Origin of the sequence: Desulfatiglans sp., assembly GCA_012513605.1 — a bacterium.
Lineage (GTDB): Bacteria > Desulfobacterota > DSM-4660 > Desulfatiglandales > HGW-15 > JAAZBV01.
Genome location: JAAZBV010000137.1, coordinates 72,460 through 93,366 on the forward strand (window position 1 = coordinate 72,460; position 20,907 = coordinate 93,366).

At 42.3% G+C, this 20,907-nt stretch carries 16 protein-coding genes; 13 read left to right on the top strand and 3 right to left on the bottom strand.

The genetic code is table 11. The features are described 5' to 3' along the window. Positions 1-4: 4 nt before the first annotated feature. From rfaE2 to GX654_19115, 3 genes are read right to left on the bottom strand one after another with little or no spacing between them, the layout of a single operon-like run. Positions 5-481 (bottom strand): D-glycero-beta-D-manno-heptose 1-phosphate adenylyltransferase, encoded by a 477-nt coding sequence (gene rfaE2, locus GX654_19105; protein ID NLD38973.1) that lies wholly within the window; start codon positions 479-481, stop codon positions 5-7. 17 nt (positions 482-498) lie between these two features. Then, positions 499-1,230: a ComF family protein gene (locus tag GX654_19110; protein NLD38974.1), complete on the bottom strand. Its 732-nt coding sequence runs from the start codon at positions 1,228-1,230 to the stop codon at positions 499-501. 22 nt (positions 1,231-1,252) lie between these two features. Further along, a complete protein-coding gene (locus GX654_19115) occupies positions 1,253-4,180 on the bottom strand; it encodes a DEAD/DEAH box helicase (protein NLD38975.1) in 2,928 nt (975 codons plus the stop codon). Positions 4,181-4,625: 445 nt separating this feature from the next. Between GX654_19115 and GX654_19120 the strand changes: the two genes are divergently transcribed. The 13 genes from GX654_19120 to GX654_19180 all read left to right on the top strand — a co-directional run. Further along, positions 4,626-6,809, top strand: a complete 2,184-nt coding sequence (locus GX654_19120; protein ID NLD38976.1) for a S8 family serine peptidase — start codon at positions 4,626-4,628, stop codon at positions 6,807-6,809. A gap of 181 nt (positions 6,810-6,990) precedes the next feature. Further along, positions 6,991-7,782, top strand: a complete 792-nt coding sequence (locus tag GX654_19125) for a DUF255 domain-containing protein (protein ID NLD38977.1) — start codon at positions 6,991-6,993, stop codon at positions 7,780-7,782. A 455-nt stretch (positions 7,783-8,237) separates the two neighbouring features. Next, on the top strand, positions 8,238-9,254 hold the full coding sequence (locus GX654_19130; protein ID NLD38978.1) for a TRAP transporter substrate-binding protein: 1,017 nt from the start codon (positions 8,238-8,240) through the stop codon (positions 9,252-9,254). A gap of 35 nt (positions 9,255-9,289) precedes the next feature. After that, a complete protein-coding gene (locus tag GX654_19135) occupies positions 9,290-9,784 on the top strand; it encodes a TRAP transporter small permease (protein NLD38979.1) in 495 nt (164 codons plus the stop codon). Continuing rightward, positions 9,784-11,082 (top strand): TRAP transporter large permease, encoded by a 1,299-nt coding sequence (locus tag GX654_19140; protein ID NLD38980.1) that lies wholly within the window; start codon positions 9,784-9,786, stop codon positions 11,080-11,082. Before GX654_19135 ends, GX654_19140 begins: the two co-directional genes overlap by 1 nt. Before the next feature lie 313 nt (positions 11,083-11,395). Next, positions 11,396-12,142, top strand: a complete 747-nt coding sequence (locus GX654_19145; GenBank protein NLD38981.1) for a PAS domain S-box protein — start codon at positions 11,396-11,398, stop codon at positions 12,140-12,142. Then, a complete protein-coding gene (locus tag GX654_19150) occupies positions 12,102-13,478 on the top strand; it encodes a PAS domain S-box protein (GenBank protein NLD38982.1) in 1,377 nt (458 codons plus the stop codon). Before GX654_19145 ends, GX654_19150 begins: the two co-directional genes overlap by 41 nt. After that, positions 13,471-14,700, top strand: coding sequence for an HDOD domain-containing protein (locus GX654_19155; protein ID NLD38983.1), 1,230 nt, complete (start codon positions 13,471-13,473; stop codon positions 14,698-14,700). Before GX654_19150 ends, GX654_19155 begins: the two co-directional genes overlap by 8 nt. Before the next feature lie 3 nt (positions 14,701-14,703). Then, positions 14,704-15,804: a response regulator gene (locus GX654_19160; GenBank protein ID NLD38984.1), complete on the top strand. Its 1,101-nt coding sequence runs from the start codon at positions 14,704-14,706 to the stop codon at positions 15,802-15,804. Between the two features lies 1 nt (position 15,805). Then, complete coding sequence (locus tag GX654_19165) at positions 15,806-16,969, top strand: MinD/ParA family protein (protein ID NLD38985.1); 1,164 nt, start codon at positions 15,806-15,808, stop codon at positions 16,967-16,969. 84 nt (positions 16,970-17,053) lie between these two features. Further along, positions 17,054-17,659 carry a GTPase domain-containing protein gene (locus tag GX654_19170; protein NLD38986.1) on the top strand — a complete coding sequence of 202 codons (606 nt, stop codon included), beginning with the start codon at positions 17,054-17,056 and terminating at the stop codon, positions 17,657-17,659. A gap of 23 nt (positions 17,660-17,682) precedes the next feature. Then, positions 17,683-20,061 (top strand): type II/IV secretion system protein, encoded by a 2,379-nt coding sequence (locus tag GX654_19175; GenBank protein NLD38987.1) that lies wholly within the window; start codon positions 17,683-17,685, stop codon positions 20,059-20,061. Positions 20,062-20,728: 667 nt separating this feature from the next. After that, on the top strand, positions 20,729-20,907 hold a 179-nt coding region (locus tag GX654_19180), incomplete at its 3' end, for a hypothetical protein (protein ID NLD38988.1).

The window sequence follows — 20,907 nt, forward strand, 5'->3', positions numbered from 1 at the left end:
TATACTATCTTATCCTGTTTATAATATTTGTGGTTGATGAACCCTCTATAAAGAGAATGCTTTTTACCACCCCGCCTGCCCTCTTAACTATATCAGCTCCCACAATATCATCCTCTTTCCAGTCTCCACCCTTTACAAGCACATGGGGGACAATCTTTTTTATCACCTCATAGGGGGTCTCTTCATCAAAAATAATGGCCATGTCAACACAGCCAAGGGCAGCTATCATTTCAGCCCTTTCATTTTCCGGCACCACAGGTCTTGTTGGCCCTTTTAATGCCTTAACAGAGCTGTCGCTGTTCACTGCCACTATTAAAAAATCACCAAGCGCCCGTGCCTCATACAGATACCTTGCATGGCCTATATGCAGTATGTCAAAGCACCCGTTTGTAAATACTATCCTTTTTCCCTTTTTTTTAAGGAGGTTGATCTCTTTTTGTGCATCATCTATTGATTTAACCTTCTCTCTGTGATCCTTCATATATTCTCCATGTAATATCAATATGCAGCCGTTCTTGCCAGCGTAAGACCAAAGACCCTCGTGCAACCTGCCTTTTTTAGCACCCTGGCGCATTCATCCATAGTATTCCCTGTAGTTGCAACATCATCCACCAGTATCACACCCTTACCATTCAGATTGGCATTGCCAGTTACCTCAAATGCCCCCTTTACATTTTTCCTTCTCTCTTCCAGTGTAAGCCCTGTCTGGGTCTCTGTATACCTTATTCTCGTAAGTGTGAAGTAATCTGTTTTCAGGTTAAGCAATCTGCTTATTGATTTTGCAAGAAGCACACTCTGGTTAAATCCCCTCTGCCTGAGTTTTCTTTTATGGAGCGGCACAGGTATCATGATCATGCCATCCAGATCACCTGTCCACTCTGTTAAAAAGTCTGCAAGGAGACGCCCCATGGATTTTGCCAGATATGATTTGCCTGAATATTTTAACCGGTGAATTGCCTCCATGATCTTATCCTCATAAAGATATGGCGACCTCAGTTCATCATAAAATGGCCTTGTGCGGATACATTTTTCGCAGAGGTGATCCTCCTCAACCTTTGATACAAACGGCACCCCGCATATGGAGCAGAAAGGGTGAGTAAGCAGAGGGAAGCTAGAAAAACAGGTGTTACATATATCCGGGAGTTTCCTTTCACTGTCATCAAGGAAATCCATGCATATATGGCATTTTTTTGGATATATGATATCTATAAGTTCTGTAAAAAGGTTCATTGTTTACCCTGCGCCCCTTACCTTAAACCTTATGCCCTATACCAATTTTATTCATGTCCCAATCCACATCAACCTTTATTTTTCTGTTATCCTTTTTGTCCCTGTAAAAGAGATGGCCCTTTTCAAGGCCATAATAGAAGAGGTCTTTTGTAGCTGCAACATCCTGGATACAGTATTTTTTAATACTATCAATATCACCCTTTTTAAACCACTCCACGGCCTTGAGCCCATCTGCTGATTTACCTTTCTTTATTGTCTCCTTTGCAAGGTTATCAAGCGAAAGCCTGAACCCGAGCTGTTTATACAGCTCTTCCAGAATATCGAATGAGGGGAGGTCATAGAGATTTATGTTTGTATATGCGCCCAGCACCTTATAATCAAACCCCTTTGTGTTGAAGCCTACTATAAGGTCAGCCTCCTTGAACCTCATAATCAATTGATCGATTTTGTCCTCTGTGAAGGTATAAAACTTCTTTTGGATACTGTCATATATTACGGCCACTGAAATGCGCATTAGATGACAATTGTTCCAGCCGCCTACCTCCTGTGCGAGCTTCTGGGTTTCAAGATCAAAAAAGAGGATCCTGTGGTCAGGTTTCTTGTGTTTAATGGTTTTCTCAGTTGAGGGTTTTTCATCGTCAGTGATCTTTTCAGCCGAAAAAAAACTTTCTACCGGTATATCACCGAGCAGGTATTCCAGAATGGCCAGGGCAGACCCCTTGTCCAGCGGGTTATTGCCTGAACCGCACTTGGGTGAGTGTATGCATGATGGACAGCCCTCTTCACACTCGCATGACTGGATATGATCATGGGTCTTTCTTAAGAGTTCTGCGATTATCTCAAAACCCCTTCTGGCCAGGCCGACTCCACCGGGGTGGCCGTCATATATGAATATAGTGGTCTTTTCTGTCTGGGGGTGCAGGGGGTAACATATGCCGCCTATATCATTCCTGTCACAGAGCGCAAACAGCGGGAATATGCCTATTGCACCATGTTCAATAGCATGTATGCCACCCATTAGCTGGAGGTTCATCTTCTGGATCAACTGATCTATAACCTCGTCTATCTCTATCCAGAAGCCGTGTGTCTCAAAGGTCTGTTCAGGCAGGTCAAGGGGAAAGACCCCTATAAGCTCCTGGCCCGGGAGCACACGCTTTTCATACTCTGTAACCCGCTCTGTTACTTTTATTGTCCCCTCCTTAACTATGAACTGGCCTTCGGGTTTACTCCTTTTTACCTCTATAATCTCTGTATCCTTGTCAGTGTGCACCCTGGTAAAGTAGTTAAGGTCACTTTCTTTCACGATTATATCCCTGTGCTCTATATCAAGGGTCTCAACAACATACTGCTTTGACATATGGAGATATATTGCCCCGGGGTGACACTCCTTGAATGCCCTCATGGCATCTATAGTACCAATGGCTGCACCTGTACCCCTGTCAAATATGGTATAGCCTTTTCCCACGCTCCTGATATTCACCTCTCTATGTGGATGATCCTTTTCAGACCGCCATGAGGGAGGGTCGTCAGATGACCGGATGAGCATACCCTTTGATTCAAGGTGCTCCAGGTTTTCTTTCAGGTTGGTGGGCCAGTATAGTTTGTCCTCCTCTTTTATCAAAAATTCATCTGCCGCACACGGGAGGTGCGACCTCACTACATATTCATTGTCAGGATCAAGTATGGCCGCCTCATATGATCTTTCAAACAGGTGATCCGGGTGTTTTACAAAATACTGATCAAGGGCATCAGGCTTTGCAACCATTATTATCATGGATTCCCTGCCTGACCTCCCCACCCTTCCGCCCCTCTGCCATGTGTTTATGATGGTACCGGGGTAACCTACAAGTATGCAGATATCCAGATTCCCTATATCTATCCCAAGCTCCAGGGCGCTTGTAGAGACAACACCTAAGAGATCGCCTGTGGCAAGCCTTTTTTCTATCTCACGCCTCTCTTCAGGCATAAAGCCTGCCCTGTATGAGCTTACCTTGCGTCTTAAATCCGGTGAAAGACGCGATGTCCATATATGTATCAGCTCTGTCACCTGTCGTGACTGTGTGAAAACGATAGTCCGGAAACCCGCCTGCATACAGTAACCAAAGAGCCTGGCCGCAGAAAAGTTGGAGCTTGTGTCCGGGTTAAGGAACATAAAATACTGGTCTGCCCTTGGCGAACCGCCTGTATCTATGACGCTTACACTGTCACCGATAAGAAGCCTACCGAAGGCATGGGGGTTATTTATGGTAGCAGAGAGCAGGATAAACCTGGGGTTTGCTCCATATCTTTTGCAAACCCTCTTCAGCCTCCTTATAATCTGGTTCATGTGTGAACCGAATATGCCCCTGTATGTGTGCACCTCATCTATCACCACATATTGCAGATTTGTAAAAAGCTCCCTGAATCTTTCATGAACAGGCAGGATGCCCATATGGAGCATGTCAGGGTTTGTAAAGAGGATGTCAGGCATCTTTGAGCGGATCTTCTGCCTCTTATACTGGGTTGTGTCACCGTCATATATATCAGCGGTTATCTTTCTGGATTTTATATTTTTCAGGTATGCAGTAAGGGTTTTATATTGATCCTGTTCAAGGGCCTTTAATGGGAAGATATATAATGCCTTGCTGTTTTCCCCTGAGATAAGCCTTTCCAGCACAGCAAGGTTATAGATAAGGCTTTTTCCGCTGGCAGTGGGGGTGGCTATTATAATGTTCTCATTGTTTCTTATTCTATTTATTGCCTCGGACTGGTGGCTGAATAGTCTTTCTATACCGTTTCGTTTAAGTATGGCAGCTAATTCGCAATTGATATTGAGCGGTTTTCCATAAGAAGCCTCTACAGCAGGAATATGCTTAAGGTGTACAAATGCCTTACTGAAATCAGGGTGCTTTCTGATCCTGTAAATAAAGTCGGTGATGCTGTTTTTTTTATAGCAGCTTTCAGTGTCCATATTCATAATTATTAAATCACGAGTATATAATAACACCATGTAGAGACAAGGCATGCCTTGTCTCTACAAATACTTAACCGCGAAAGGCGCGAAATACACGAAAGTGTTTTTTTGTTTAAACTCAATAATCTTTTAAATCATGCTATTTTAAAAGTCTTTGACTTTTTAATAATATTTCCCGATCAGAAAATCGATACATTATATTCTAATCCTTTTTATAAGCTTATACAGGCTATTATGTCCAACCTTTTCAGATGACTTTTATATGAATCTCTGGTAGTTTGCAGCCCATTTGATCTGTTTAACCTTTTTCATTTTTAACACTGCTTTTCTGATTTACCTATTTTTCCAAAGGGTTGCGATCAAAACAGGGTAACAGACTTTTTAGGACCTTTTTTTTAGCTTTTATATATAGTCCATTATTATATCTGAGGTGTGCTGTAAAATGAAAAAATTCCTTCTGTTTCTTATCCCTGTTGTGCTGCTAGCTGCAATCACAATTATCCTTTTCCCTTACCGGACATCCAAAGAGCCTTTAACTCTAAAAAAGGCTGACCTTCAAACAGAGATGAGAAAGAGAATCATTAATATGATTCAGGAAAAATCTGAGGCAAAGGGGCAAAAACCATCCCATACTAAACCCAGACCTGTAATAGCGAAAAAAGAAAAAGGGCCTCCGCACAGGGTAATGACAACCTCTTTAAGGAAAGAGATCAAAAGATCAATTGATCAGGGCAAAAAGGATATCAGGATAGTCCTCAATACAACAGAGGATAAAGATGAGGTATCAAACAGTGTTATAAATGCCGGGGGGCGAATAATAAGAAAACGTCCGGGTTTTATGGCCGTAGAGGTGCCAGTAGATAAGGCCGAGAAACTTATTATTGAAAACAGCTCAATAGGATTTGCAAGGCTGCCATTCAAATTTTACCCAACCGGAAAGGTCACAGAGGGAGTTAACCTTACAGGCGCGAATATATTCAATGACACCATCTACAGGGGAGCAGGTATAAAGGTGGCGGTTGTTGATGTAGGGTTTAAAGGCTTAACAGCAGCGATATCAGCCGGGGAGTTGCCTGCAAATGTTATAACCTGGGATTTTTCAGGTTCAGGGCTTCAAACAGAATATTATCATGGCACTGCCTGTGCCGAGATAATCCATGATATGGCCCCTGATGCTGAGCTTCACCTTGTTAAACTGGGAGATGAGATAGGCGGATATGAGGTTATTGATTACCTCATAGACAACAATATCGATATTGTGAGTTTATCCATAGGCACATTTGGCACCGGCCCAGGTGATGGGACAGGGCCTCTCAATGAGGCATTTGATGAGTTGAGGGATGCAGGGATACTGGTTATAACATCGGCAGGGAATTACGGGAATTACACATATGAAGAGGATGGAATTACTCTAACCTTTGGGTCACACTGGGAAGGGACATTTAATGATTATGATAATGATGAATGGCATGAATTTATAAAATATGATTCCAGCAGCAATTATAATGTGCTTTTTGCTCTCCCCGACCAGGATGATGACGGTAAACCCAGCACATCCGAAGTCTCTATTCTAATGAGATGGGATGACTGGCCTGGTTCAAATATAGATTATGATATGTATCTCTATGAATTTGATTATGAGAACATGGAAGTTGGCGATTTTGTAACAAGTTCAGAGTACTGGCAGACAGGGACGCAGGAACCTGTGGAATATATATCTCTAAATATACCAGATGCTGAAACCAGAGGTCGATTCTATGCACTCTATGTGGCCAGGTATGATACGCAGACCCCTAAAGGAGTCAAACTTGAGATATACCTGGGCGGGACAAGTGAGTTTGTTCCATTTGTTAATTATAATGGATCATTAAATATATCTGCTTTGGCCACCTCTTCAAGCTCCCTGTCTGAACCTGCTGATGCAGCAAGTGTAATGGCAGTTGGCGCTATAGATCGCACCCAATGGCAAACCGGCCCGCAGGAGGAGTACAGCTCACAGGGACCAACAAATGACTGGAATGGCAGCCCTGCAAGGATAAAGCCTGATATTATGGGGCCGGATGCTGTTACAACCTATACACACGCTACTTTTAAAGATAACAGGCCTTTCCTGGGTACATCAGCAGCGGCTCCCCATGTAGCAGGGGTAGCGGCATTGATGCTTTCAATAGATCCGGAAATGACTCTTCAGGAGCTAAAGGGGTATATAGAAGAAAACGCTTTTGATATGGGCACTTTTGGGAAAGATAACATATATGGGTATGGCAGGTCAGTAATTAAGGATAAAGATTATGATAGCATGCCTGATATATGGGAAAAATTATTCGGTCAGAATCCAGACATAAATGATGCCTCACTTGATCCTGATGGTGACGGTCTTGCAAATCTCATGGAGTACAGGTTCGGAACTAATCCAAAGAAGGCAGATACAGATGGAGACGGCATGCCTGACGGCTGGGAGGTGCAGTATGGCTTAAATTCCCTGGTGAATGACGCTGATCTTGATCTTGATGGTGACGGCTTTTCCAATTTAAAAGAATACCAGGAAGGGACATTGCCCAATGACAGAAGGTCCAGACCCAGGAGGATAGCTATGCCCTGGCTGCCATTGCTTTTAGGGGATTAATCTAGAAATAAGGATTTTTTGTCATTCCCGTGCAGACGGGAATCCATTTAGGTTTTGTATGTTCGTAGAAGAGTGGGGTTTTATTCCCCACCGATAAAGAGGTGGCATGTAATCAGCCTTCGTCAAAGACTATGGCCTGAAAAGAACGCCCTCTACTAAAGATACTGAGGTTATAAAGCAAATGAAAAAAAATCTCCTGCTTCTTACCCCTGTCGTATTGCTGATCACAATCACAATTATTCTTTTACCAAACCGGTTATCAGCTCAGGATAATGTACCCCTGACCTGGGTAACATCAAAGGCTGAGGCGGTTACAAAGGCATTAAGCGAGGGGAAATATATCCTGCTCCTTGCAGGAGCCTCCTATTGTCAGCACTGTTACAATATGCACTATGTAGTTAGTGAGACAAACAATCCTCCCATAAAAGCTGTGATCGAGGAGAATTATGTGCCCTGGTACTGTGATATCATGGTAAGTGATGAGTACAAACCCTATTCGACAGAACCCTATATACCACTGACCTGCCGTATTGATCCACGTGATCCTGAAAAGTTTATAGATCAAAGCTATGGCAGTTACCTTAATCATGAACAGACCTTTTATAACCGTCTGCTAAGCGGCCTTGGTGATATAGACTCTGATGGCATGCCTGATGCTTGGGAAAGGCTCAATGGCCTTGATGCGCTCTTTAATGATGCGGCGAATGACCCGGATAATGACGGTCTTAAAAATATTGATGAGTATACTGCCGGAACCAACCCGAAGAATTCCGATACGGATGGAGACGGTATGCCTGACGGCTGGGAGGTTCAATATGGGCTCAATCCACTGGTAAATGATACTGATGGTGACCTTGATAATGACGGGTGGAGTAATTTAAAGGAGTATCTTAAAGGAACAAAACCTGATGATCCAAAATCGCGCCCAACCAGAACAATGCCATGGTTGCCATTACTACTGGAGAACAATTAATAGCTTGGTTGATATTATTCACGTCCAATACCCATCCAAGGTAAATGAATATATGAACGATGGTGAAAGGTACATGGCTCAGGAAAAATGGTGGATATTACTGTAGGGGCAGGCCCCCGTGCCTGCCTATGTGTTTTTGTAGAGGATCAAATCTCGGGCAACCACAGGGGGTTTCCCCTACATGCATGATCAAAATCGTTATGCAAGCGCCAGTTTGATAACCCGAAATTAGATTATTATTATTTATTACCTAACTGCTTGTATTTATGCAGGCAGTTAGAGAATTTTTCTGTTTTTTTATAGTAATGGGTTGATATATATTTTTATTTGTGAAATATTGTCAAACCGAAAAACACAGTTATTAGTTTTGAATGCATATTTCAGCACAGTTTCATTTTGAGACTGTCCTTTTTTAGTATAATTTTTAACCTGATAAAGACTTTAAAGGAGTAACTGTGAATAAAAGACATATCCTCTTATTTTGTATTATTGTGCTATCTTTTGTTTTTCTCCCACGTTGTTCTTCCGAAACAACAATTGAACTCCGAGTTGCACAGCCCTTTGCCCCAAAACACATAGTGCAGACTAAGATTTTCGAGCCATGGGCAAAAAAAATTGAAGAGTTGTCCGGGGGTAGGGTTAAGGTCACTATGTTTTCAGGGGGCGCACTCGGCAAGGCTGCAGACCACTATAACCTGGCTGAAGAAGGTATAGCAGATATTACTTATGCTCTCCAGGACTATACACCGGGCCGTTTTCCGCTTACTACCGTATTTGAACTTCCCTTTATGATCCCTTCCGCTGAAAAGACATCTGTTGCCATGTGGAAAACCTTTGAGGAGTTTTCCGAATTTCAGGAGGAGTATTCAAAAGTCAAAGTACTTGCCCTGTTTTGTCATCCATCGGGCCATTTTAATACAGTGAAAAAACCCATAAAAAATCTTGAAGATTTTCAGGGTATGAAGTTCAGGACTGCCAGTCCCCATGTCACAAAGGCACTCAAGGCATTTGGTGCGGTCCCTGTTACAATGCCAATTTCTGAAAGTTATTCAGCACTCGAAAGAGGGGTCGTTGATGGAACTGTCCTCGACTGGAATGGTTTGCATGTTTTTAAACTGGCCGAACTTCTTAAGTATTCCACTGAAACAGATTTCTATACAATGACCATGATGATAGTTATGAATAAGAGAAAATATGATTCTTTACCTGATGACATCAAAAAAATCATCGATCAGACGACAGGTATTGTAATGTCCAGGGATGCAGGAAAAGCGTATGATGAAATGAGATTGGTTGAGAGAGAACAATGCCTTAAAGAAGGAATGCAGACAATTCAACTTCCTTCTGAAGACATAAAAAAACTTCAGGCACTGACTATGCCCTTAAGAGAAGAGTGGGTAGAGGAAATGAATAATAAAAATTTACCGGGAAAGGCAATACTTGATACGGCAATTGAGTTTATTAATGAATAATCAGGGTTCAAGTGGTCAAGGATTCTAGGAGTCGAGTGAAAGACGTTATAAAAATTCTCCAGCGCTTAAGCACTTATCTCGCCTATTTCGGCGCTCTGTCACTTTTTCTCATGATGTGCCTTACTATCATGGACGTGGCAGGAAGGTGTATCTTTAATAAGCCGGTCCTGGGGGCTTATGAACTCACAGAGTTTATGATTCTTATACTGATCTTTTCCTTTTTAGGCTATACTCAAACCAAAAAATCCCACATATCTGTTGACCTTTTCATGATGATCATTCCTGATAAATTTAAGATTTTTATTGAAATTTTAAATCATCTGGCCTGTCTGGTTATCATGATACTGATTGTCTGGATGGGTTTTGGAAAAGCCGTTGAAATGATGGGGACAAGAGAATCATCACCAAATCTTGCTGTGCCAAGTTACCCCTTTGTTTTTTTTCTTGTCCTTGGTTGCGCTGTTTTGTGCATTGAATTTATAAAGGATATTGTCTTTTTTTTGAAAAGCAAAAAGGGGGGCATTAATTAATGAGCCCCGAAATGACCGGTATAATAGGCATTCTTATAATGTTCCTGCTTCTGGCTCTAAGGATGTATATCGGTATAGCCATGGCCATTGTGGGGTTTCTGGGCATGTGGTATCTGATAGGGTTCCACAGCGCAATGGGAATACTCGGTATAACACCCCTGGCAGAGGGTTCTTCATATACTCTCAGCGTTATACCTCTCTTTGTGCTAATGGGGCAGTTTGCCTTTGTCTCCGGAATCAGTACAGACATATATAAAACGGTATATACCTGGATGGGGCACCTGAAAGGCGGACTTGCAATGGCAACCATCCTTGCCTGTGCAGGTTTTGCCGCCATATGCGGTTCTTCCCTTGCAACAGGGGCAACAATGGGTATGACGGCCATCCCCGAGATGAAGAAATACCAATACGACAACCGGTTGTCCACAGGCTGTGTTGCCGCAGGTGGAACCCTGGGCATACTTATTCCTCCAAGCATAGGTTTTATAATCTATGGTATCCTGACCGAGGTATCAATAGGCAAGCTTTTTATGGCAGGTTTTATTCCCGGGATACTTCTTGCTCTTCTCTTTATAGCTACTATTTTTATCCTGTGCACAATTAATCCGAAGATGGGACCGAGAGGCCAGAACACATCCTTTGGAATGAAGATGAAATCTCTTTCAGGAACATGGGGAATGCTGCTGCTTTTCATTATTGTTATGGGAGGCATATATATGGGTGTTTTTACTCCTAATGAAGCAGCAGGAGTAGGGGCCTTTGGAGCTTTATTAATATCTGTTTTAAAAAGAAAAATGACCTGGAAAAAACTGGTGGAATGCCTGATGGAATCAGGCAGGACAACTGCCATGATTTTTCTTATTATTATCGGTGCAAATATTTTTTCAACTTTTCTGGGTCTTGCCAGGCTTCCCATGGGCCTGGCAGATTTTGTAGCAGGACTTGCCCTTCCTAAAATAGTCATTCTTTATGCTATTATTATCGTTTTCATTCTACTTGGCTGTGTAATGGACTGTTATGCGATCATGATCCTTACAGTCCCGATTATTTTTCCTGTAATTGAAGCAATGCAGTTTGATCCTATCTGGTTTGGTGTACTCATGGTAATAGTATTGGAAATGGGGCTTATCACTCCCCCGGTTGGATTAAATGTCTTTGTACTTAAAAGCGCTGCGCCTGATGTGCCGCTCACAACCATTTTCAGGGGTATATGGCCATTTCTCATTTCCGCAGTTGCTGCTATTGCTCTTTTGACCCTTTTCCCGCAGATTGCGCTATTCCTGCCATCTTTTATGTAGATAGTGTCCATCCAGAAAGAAAAAATATCTGGATGGAGCTTTCAGCCGTCAGCTAACTCTTTGTTTTAAATAGGTTTTGCTGAAAGCTGAACGCTGATGGCTGATCGCTTTCATACAAAAACCATAGTTTATGGATGGACACTAGATAGGTTAATTTATGATAAGTAATCAAAAATTATTATTACCATCTTTTTTTAACCCACATTTTTAGATACAACCCTTCCAACTTCCAAAAAGAATTCCAAAATATCAAACAATTTCTAAAGAATTTCCAAAACCCGCCGATATGGAGAGAGAGGAGAGCAAGATACCTATGTTTCCAGACACACAAATGTTATCGGTATTGAATATTTCGGAAATCTGCGAGGTCGCAAGGAGTACTGCATCTTACTGGATCACCAGCAAGGGCCTTCCGGCAAAGCGGTCAGGCAATAAATTCCTGGTATCAACCCAGGACCTGATAATCTTTCTTGAATCCATTAACAGGCCAATACCGCAGGCGCTTGTGGAAGGGCTTGGAGGGGTTTTTTCACACTCCTTAAAACCATACCTGAACTGCTGGGAATACTGGCAGAAGGATAAGCATGGTGAAAACTGCTTTAACTGTGAGGTTCAAAGATATCAGATAAATGAGTGCTTCACCCTGAAGGGAAACAGGACAAAATGCCCGGGGGAGTGTTCGGGGTGCAAGTATTTTTTTGAGCATTATACCCGGAATATCTCATTTATACACCAGATGCCCATGCCTGCAGCGGTTATTAAAGATATGTATATATGGAGCGGAAACAATGCCTGGGCAGAGCTCTGTGGTACAGATATTGATAAACTCATAGGGCTGGGAGTTGAGGAGATTATCCACCCTGAATCAATAAAGATCATTATCAATTTCAGTAAGATGCTTAGGAGCGGAGAGAGCAGGGGTTTTTTAAAATCCGAGGTATGCTTTGAAAACAGAAACGGGAAAAAGATAACAGTAAATCTTGCAATGGCAAGCCTTAAGGAGCCGAAAGGCGCATATTTTGCCATTGCTGATCAGGTTATATCTAAAGAAAAGGCTTGATTATAACAGTTGTAAAACAGGTGCGAATAATACCATGGCAATAGAAAAGGTTGAACAGCAAGACAATCCAAAATCAAATATCATTTCTGCGAAAGAGGAATCGGGCCAGCAGGCCATATTAGTTTCACGAAGGATTGAGGAGCGGCACAGGCTATTTTTTAAAGAGATCGGTCATGCCTATTTTGAGGTAGATAATAGAGGTAAATTCTCATTTTATAATGACCATTTTTGCGAAGTAATGGGGCATGGAAACGGGGAATTGATTGATAAAAGTATATTGCAGTTTCTGGATAAAGACGATGTGGAAAAGGTTAAATCGGCCTTAAAAGATATATATGAAACAGGAAATCCCCTGAGCGACCTTGAATTTCAGATAAAAAGAAAAGATGGTCAGAAGAGGCAAATCAATACATCAATATCTCTTAATACCGACATAGAGAATAGAAAGACAGGCTTTAGAGGTATTGTGCGGGACATATCCGGACGTAAAAAAAGTGAGGATCAGTTAAACAAGACACTCAGGCTTGAATCAATAGGTCAGCTTGCAGCAGGCATCGCCCATGAAATAAATACGCCTATCCAGTATGTAGGTGACAATATCCAGTTTCTTAAGGATTCATTCGGGGATATCCTGAATCTGCTTAACAGCGCCCTTGCATATGTAAAGTTAACAGCAACAGGTTCCAGCAAAGAGGAAGCGGTTAGCGTGATTGAAGAGATTATGAAAAGCACAGACTCAGACTACCTTATAGATGAAATACCAAGGGCTATTGAACAGTCCATAAACGGGCTTCAGCGTGTTTCTGAAATAGTGAAGGCTATGAAACAGTTCTGTCACCCTGGAAAGGAAGATCAACAGGCCTCAGACCTGAATGCGGCAATAAAAAATGTCGTAACTGTTGCCAAAAACGAATGGAAGTATGTAGCGGATGTAGTGACCGATCTGGATGCCACACTCCCACTTGTGCCATGCAGGCTTGGCGAGATAAACCAGGTTATTCTTAATCTGATAATAAATGCAGTCGATGCAATAAAGGATGCGATAGGGAAAGATGGAACAGGTAAAGGCACGATCAGAATAACAACCCTGCATGATGATTCATGGGCAGAGATACGTGTCAGCGATACAGGGACAGGCATCCCGGATGAGATCAGGTCTAAGATATTTAATTCCTTCTTTACAACAAAGGAGGTTGGAAAGGGGACAGGGCAGGGTCTTGCCATCTCTCATTCAATAATTGTCAAGAAGCATGGCGGGACTATCGATTTTGAAACGGAAATAGGGAAAGGCACTACCATGATAGTGCGTATCCCCTTAAAGGGCAGTTATGAATAACAGTGAACACAACATAGCTAGAAAGGTACTTTTTGTTGATGATGAGCCTATGCTGCTTCAGGGATTAAGCCGTATGCTCAGGACAGAGAAGGATACCTTTGAATCCAGCTTTGCCACAAGCGGGGAAGAGGCACTTTCCATGCTTTCAATGGCTAATTATGATGTTGTTGTAACGGATATCAGCATGCCTCATATGAACGGGCTTGAGCTTTTATCAAGGGTAAAAGAGCTTTATCCTGATACTGTGAGGATTATTTTATCGGGTGAGCCTGATGTTAGTTTATCAATTAAATCGGTTAATGTTTCACACAGGTACCTGAATAAGCCCTGTGACCCAGGTGTTTTAAAATCCACAATCTTAAGGACATGCAGGCTTTCAGATTTCCTAAGAAATGACTCCATGAAAAAGACCCTGAAGCAGATCGATTCTCTTCCGACCATGCCCTCTGTCTATTTTGAAATTGTAAAGGCGCTGCAATCTCCTGATGTGTCCATTCAGAAGATAGGTAGAATTATATCTAAAGATGTGGCACTTACATCGAAGATACTGCAACTGGTGAATTCAGCCTATTTTTCTCTTCCGCGTCATATATCAAGCCCTGAACATGCAACGGCATTGCTTGGGCTGAACATCATAAAATCACTTGTTCTTGTCTCTCATATATTTAAGAAATTCGATAAACTGGATATGCCTCATAAATTTTTAGAGAGATTATGGGCTCACAACATAATGGCAGGGGATCTTGCAAAGGCTATAGCAAAGGAAGAATCAAGGGATCAGAAGATCATTGATAATGCCTATATTGCAGGATTACTCCATGATTGCGGAAAGCTCATCCTTGCATCCAACTTTAAGGATAAATACCGGGAAATAGTCATTCGGGGTCACGAACAGGGCACTCCTGTGTATTCGCTGGAAGAGGAGACCCTGGGTATTACACATGCGGAGGTAGGGGCATATCTCATGGATCTGTGGGGTTTACCTTCACAGATAATCGAGGCAATAGCCTTTCATCATAAACCGTCAGCTTACGGGGATGAATGTTTCAGCCCGCTTGCTGCAGTGCATATTGCCAATACGGTAGATCATATGGGCCCTGAAAAAGCGCCTGATGAATATTCACCGGTATTTGATACGGAGTACCTTGAAAATCTAAACCTTGGTAACAGGTTAGAGAGCTGGCAATTGATGAGACAAAAGATAGTGGATGGAGTTAACTGAGAAATGGAACATCGAATACTGTTTGTTGATGATGAACCCAATATCCTTGAAGGCTATAAAAGGCAGTTGAGGAAGCAGTATGATGTTGTTACTGCCGAGGGTGGAGAAAGAGGGCTAGATATGGTGAAGAACAACGGCCCCTTCTCGGTGGTGGTGTCTGACCTTAAGATGCCTGGTATCGATGGCAACCATTTTCTTGCCCTTGTAAAAGAGGTCTCTCCGGAAACCACAAGGATACTGCTCACAGGGTATGCAGACCTTAAAAGCGCCATTGAGGCGATCAACAATGGCAATATATTCAGGCTGCTCACAAAGCCATGCGACCGTCTTGATCTGGTTCAGGCCCTTGAGAGCGGGATAGAGCTTTACAATGAAAATATGAGCATCAAGACCGGGGCTTTTGATGTTAAAAGCCTTTCAAGCAAAAAGGTGCTGATTGCTGATGATGACCCTGTCATAGTAAGAGTACTTCAGAAGGTGTTGAGGGATATCCCTGCGCTTACTGTCCTTACTGCTGAAGATGGGAAAAAGGCAATAACTATCCTTGACAAAGAGAATATAGACCTCCTTATAGCAGATATACAGATGCCCCATGTAAACGGCCTCCAGCTTTTAAGTTATGTGAGCAAAAACCTACAGGGGCTTAGGGTTATAGTCCTGACCGCTAATGGCAGTGAGAAGATTGAAAATACGATCAAATCAATAGGCAGCTATCTTTTTTATGAAAAGCCAATGGATTTAAACGTATTCAAGGATGCGGTTATAAGGGAATTACGCTCGGGCAATACAAGCCAGATACACGGTATAAATATCTCATCTTTCCTCCAACTCATTGATATTGAGGGGAAGATATGCACCCTCACAGTGCGTTCACACGGGAATGTCGGCTATCTATATTTCCGCAATGGTGAACTGATAGCCGCCGAAACTGGAAACCTGAGGGGTGAAAAGGCGGCCATGAATATCATTAACTGGAATAACAGCGTGATTGAAATTGCCGATATGTGCAAGAAGAACAAGCGTGAAATAGATAAACCGCTTATGAAGCTACTCATGGAGAGCGCAAGAATCAAGGATGAAGAATCTGAGGCGGCGGAGAAATAGTATGGCAAGGATAATTACAGTAACAAGCGGAAAGGGTGGGGTGGGCAAAACCAATATCAGCGTCAATGTGTCGCTTTATCTTGCAAGTCTGGGGTACAGCACATGCCTGTTTGATGCGGATATGGGCCTTGCAAATGTTGATATCCTGCTAGGGTATTACCCTGAGTATACCCTCGAAGATGTTCTTTCCGGCAAAAAATCCATGAAGGATATTATTGTCAGGGGGCCGGCAGGGCTTGATATAATACCGGGCGGTTCAGGTGTTAAAATGCTGGCCGACCCGGAACAGGGCAATATAGAGTATCTGGTAAAATCCCTTTCCGAGCTGGGCGAGTATGACTATTTTATATTTGATACATCCGCAGGTATATCAAAAAATGTAATATCCTTTTGTCTTACATCTCCTGAGATTGTGCTGGTTATGACCCCTGAACCCACATCTATAACAGATGCATATGCGCTGCTTAAAATACTTTGCTTCAACAGGGTAAGCAGCACAGTGATGGTTGCCATAAATCAGTGCATGAGCATGGAGGTGGCATATAAACTGTTTGCCAAGTTCAGGGAGGTGGTGCAGAAAAATCTCAAGATGGATATATTTCCGCTCGGGACCATACCTCTTGATCCTCATGTGCTAAAGGCAGTAAAGGAGCAGGAGCCGCTCATAACACGTTATCCTGCAAGCGATGCAGCAAAGGGTGTGAAGAATCTAGCGCGTTACCTTATCAGTAAAGGGAGCACAGAGCTTAATAATTTTGAATTAAAGGATTTCTGGCAAAAGTGTCTGGAACGGCTTTCTGACGATCTGGTGCTTTCAGGGAAAAAGGTGCAAAAGCCACAAGCGCAAGCGCCGGAGGAACTTTCAATTGAACAGAAAAAGAGGCTTAGAGAAGGAGAAAAGGAGGCTGCTGTTAAAGAGGTTAAAGAGACAAAGCCCCCTGAAACAGTTTTTGAAAAGGCCACTGAAAAGCCTGCTGATAAGGTGACTGAAATAGTACCGGATATTGTTATTGAAAGACCTTCTGTAAAGCCTAATCATCTGGATACAGGGTCTGTCTTAAACGTACTTGAGAAACTTGCAAAGGGGATCACCTCTGTTTCCAATGAACTCGCTGCTATCCGCAGGTTAATGGAGGATGATAAAAAGAGGGCGGCTGGAAGATAATGAACAACCACAAGAGGGAACGGATGTATTTTTAGGCAATGGGTATCTCATATTAATTGAAAGCTAAATAACAGGGATAATATTTTGACATTCATAAATTTTAATAAAAAAGAGATTCAGGCGAAGATAGTCTATTATGGGCCAGGAAGGTGTGGCAAGACGACCAATCTTGAATTCATACACAAGGAATACAGGGACAGGATCAAAACCGAGATGGTAACAATCAAAACTAAGGGTGACAGGACCCTGTTTTTTGATTTTCTGCCACTTAATGTCGGTAAGATAAAGGGGTATTCCCTTAACCTTCAACTTTATACAGTGCCCGGTCAGGTGATGTACAATGAAACAAGAAAGCTTGTCTTAAGGGGCGCTGACGGCATTGTATTTGTGGCTGATTCTCTTGCAATGAGAAAAGATAAAAACATGGAGTCATTAAAGAACCTTCAGGAGAACCTGAGTGTCTATAATAAGAATATCTTCAAGATCCCGCTGGTTATGCAGTTCAACAAGAGGGATCTTGAAAAAATAGGCATACCTTTAACGCCAGTTGATGTGCTTCAAAAAAGCCTCAACACCAAACTGAATGTTCCATATTTTGAGGCAAGCGCCGCAAACGGAGACAACGTAATTGCTACGCTTAAGTCAATAATAACCCTTACGGTTAACTCGATTTCAAAAGAACTGCAATAGGTATACAGGATAAGGATAGTAAAATGGATACCCAAACCGAAATAAACAGCAGATTACAGGAAGCAGAAGTCTATCGTTCCATGGGGCTCCCAAAGGAGTCACTGGCCTTGTATGAGGGAATACTTAAGTCTCTTCCTGAAAAGCATGGTGAGACATACACCGATATTATTAATAAAATAGAGCTTCTTAAAGAGGATATAAAAGATAAATACCCTGAGGAGTTTATGGGCTTTACCACAGCGGATCTTACAGGCATTGAGGAGGTGCTTACCCCGGTAGAGGAGAATACCCCTGCTATTAATGACTGCGCCTTTGCATTCAAGGAGCTTGGCCTTTACAAGGAGGCCCTGGGAGAATACGAGAAGCTCATTAAGCTGGATTTCTCCATAGAATCTATAATCCATGATGTATGTGATTGCCTTTTTAAACTTTATCCTTCAATGGAGATCATTATCCAGGCGGATAATTTTTTTAAGAAATTCAATTTTGGAAATGCACAGCTTGCCCAGTCAAAGTATCTTCTCGGTCTTGAGCTTGAAAGAAGGGACAGCAAGGAGCAGGCCCTCTATTACTATGAAACGGCAGCCGAACTTGATCCTCAAAACGAAAAAATTCAGAAGAGGCTGAATGCCCTAGCCGCCTATTTTGCAACAGGTTCAAAATATGATTACCTGCTCAATAATAACAAGGTAACCACAGAGCAGCTTCTTGATGCCCTTGCCCTTTCAAAAAAGAACAAGGCTAGCGTTGAATATGTTCTTGTCACACAGTTCAATGTAAGCAGGGAAGATATAGGCAAGTCCCTTACCGCCTGCTACAGGCACCCTTTCAAGGCATTTGATCCTGACATGCCTACACCCATAGAGCTTTTGACCAATCTGAAAAAGACATTCCTGTTGCAGGATCTGTGGGTGCCCCTTGGATGGGAAAAGGACAGTGTTCAGGTGCTGATAGATGATCCTATCAACCTGAACAAGGTTGATATCGTGATGGGGCTTTTAAAGGCGAAAAAGGCTGAATTTTTTATTGGCATCAAGGAGGATATTGAGGCGTACATAAAGCTCTTCTACGATAAAAAAAAGGTCACCGATGAAGTAGATGCATCTGATGCCAGTTTCGATGACTTTGATATGATGCCTGATATCTCCTTTGAAGAGGAAGAGGATCGAACAGAGGATTATTCAAGTGAATTTAATGAGGCGTCGGGCAAGGTTGTAAAGCTTGTTGACCAGATACTGGTGGCCGCTTACAGGAAAAATATATCCGATATACACATTGAACCTTCACCCCTTACAAAGGCTACAACAGTAAGATTCAGGCTCGATGGAGTTTGCCAGGAGTATATCCAGGTTCCCAACACAATGGCAAAGGGTATAATCTCCAGGATCAAGATCATGGCAGGGCTTGACATCGCTGAAAGAAGGTTGCCCCAGGATGGTAAAATAAAGTTCAAGAGAAAGGGGGTGCCACCGTTTGAACTCAGGGTTGCTACCCTTCCAACAGCGGGCGGTTTTGAAGACGCCGTATTAAGGATACTTGCCAAGGCAGGGGCCATGAAGCTTGACGATATGGGGCTAAGTCAGCGTAATCTAGAGATAATGAAAAAGATTATCACCCAGCCATACGGTCTTGTCCTTGTTGTTGGTCCCACAGGTTCAGGCAAGACAACCTCTCTTCACAGTGCGCTGGGATACATTAACAAGCCTGATATAAAGATATGGACAGCAGAAGACCCAGTTGAAATTACGCAGCAGGGCATGCGCCAGGTGGAGGCCCATGCTAAAATAGGCCTTGATTTTGCGAGGATAATGCGCGCTTTCTTGAGGGCTGACCCTGATGTGATAATGATAGGTGAAATGCGTGATAATGAGACCGCATCAATAGGCATTGAGGCATCGCTTACAGGGCATCTTGTGATGTCAACGCTTCATACAAACAGCGCGCCGGAAACTATTACAAGGCTTCTTGATATGGGTTTGAACCCACTCAATTTCTCTGATGCATTCCTTGGCGTAATGGCCCAGAGGCTTGTGAGAAAGCTCTGTGACAAGTGCAAAAAGCCGTATCAGCCCACAAAGGAAGAGTTTGATGATATTGTTCTTGATTATGGTCCTGAATATTTTAAGAGAACAGGCATTGAATACAATCAGGATTTTAATCTTTATCAAGCCTCAGGATGTGATGCATGTTCAGGCACAGGTTACAGGGGAAGGCTTGGCATACATGAGCTTATGGAGGGGACGCCTGAGATCAAACGCATGATAAAAAAGCAGGCAAACAGTGAGGAGCTGTTTATTCAGGCCATGTCAGAAGGTATGACAACCTTAAGGCAGGACGGTATACTTAAATCCCTGAAAGGGCTTACAGATCTGAGGGAGGTAAGAAGGGTCTGCGTGACATAGTAAAAATTAACTTTCTATTATGATTTGCAGTTGTAGAGACAGGGCATGCCCTGTCTCTACGGTTGTTTTCATGATCTTCGTGGGAACATCTATTTTGATGCTCCGCCTCTTATTCCAAGTGTGGCAAAAAAAATATGTAATCCGATATCTCCATTGGCTTAAAGGTTACAGATGAACCTTATAATCCATAACCCAGCATCGCCATTCCCATGAAGAGCAAGTCATTGATTCACATATATCGAGGGGAAGGCCAGTTTCTAATTACCCTTTCACATCGCTTCGTCATTCCAGTGAAGAGCGGGTCATTGATCCCGATATGTCGGGAAAGCCATTTTGCATTTAAGCAATAAAACCAATATATCAAACAGGTTATCCGACTTTATGGTTCTCCAATTTTACTAAAACTATAAAAATAAAATATTAACAAAAAAATAACTTGTAATTTTAATTACATGTCTTTATATTCCGCCACAATACTTAATCAGCCATATAACACTCTTTAAGTATTCGTATTACAACCATATATATTAAGAAGTACCTAATTATTATCCGGAGTTAACAGGGTAATAAATGTCTTATCAGTTTTTTGTCTTACAGCAGTATATAGTCTTATTGTCATTTTCCGGTTTTATTGTTTTTTAAATTCTAATTCCAGCGGGGGATTAATATGGTAAACGCAAAAAGAATCGTGGTATTTATTGTCCTTTCCATTCTCTTTATCCTTTTACAAACACCTTTGGTTTTGGCAAAGGAAAGCAGCTCTACCGGTGATGAAAGCTCATTTTCATCTGAAACAGAAGTAACATATTCGGAATCAACCGATGAAGAATCTGATACCCCCCCCCC

Excerpts from the sequence above, each read along its gene's own strand:
- GX654_19175 (NLD38987.1), top strand. The coding sequence starts at position 17,683 with ATGGATACCCAAACCGAAATAAACAGCAGATTACAGGAAGCAGAAGTC.
- GX654_19140 (NLD38980.1), top strand. The coding sequence starts at position 9,784 with ATGAGCCCCGAAATGACCGGTATAATAGGCATTCTTATAATGTTCCTG.
- GX654_19160 (NLD38984.1), top strand. The coding sequence starts at position 14,704 with ATGGAACATCGAATACTGTTTGTTGATGATGAACCCAATATCCTTGAA.
- GX654_19125 (NLD38977.1), top strand. The coding sequence starts at position 6,991 with ATGAAAAAAAATCTCCTGCTTCTTACCCCTGTCGTATTGCTGATCACA.
- GX654_19120 (NLD38976.1), top strand. The coding sequence starts at position 4,626 with ATGAAAAAATTCCTTCTGTTTCTTATCCCTGTTGTGCTGCTAGCTGCA.
- GX654_19165 (NLD38985.1), top strand. The coding sequence starts at position 15,806 with ATGGCAAGGATAATTACAGTAACAAGCGGAAAGGGTGGGGTGGGCAAA.
- GX654_19145 (NLD38981.1), top strand. The coding sequence starts at position 11,396 with ATGTTTCCAGACACACAAATGTTATCGGTATTGAATATTTCGGAAATC.
- GX654_19115 (NLD38975.1), bottom strand. The coding sequence starts at position 4,180 with ATGGACACTGAAAGCTGCTATAAAAAAAACAGCATCACCGACTTTATT.
- GX654_19155 (NLD38983.1), top strand. The coding sequence starts at position 13,471 with ATGAATAACAGTGAACACAACATAGCTAGAAAGGTACTTTTTGTTGAT.
- GX654_19110 (NLD38974.1), bottom strand. The coding sequence starts at position 1,230 with ATGAACCTTTTTACAGAACTTATAGATATCATATATCCAAAAAAATGC.
- rfaE2 (NLD38973.1), bottom strand. The coding sequence starts at position 481 with ATGAAGGATCACAGAGAGAAGGTTAAATCAATAGATGATGCACAAAAA.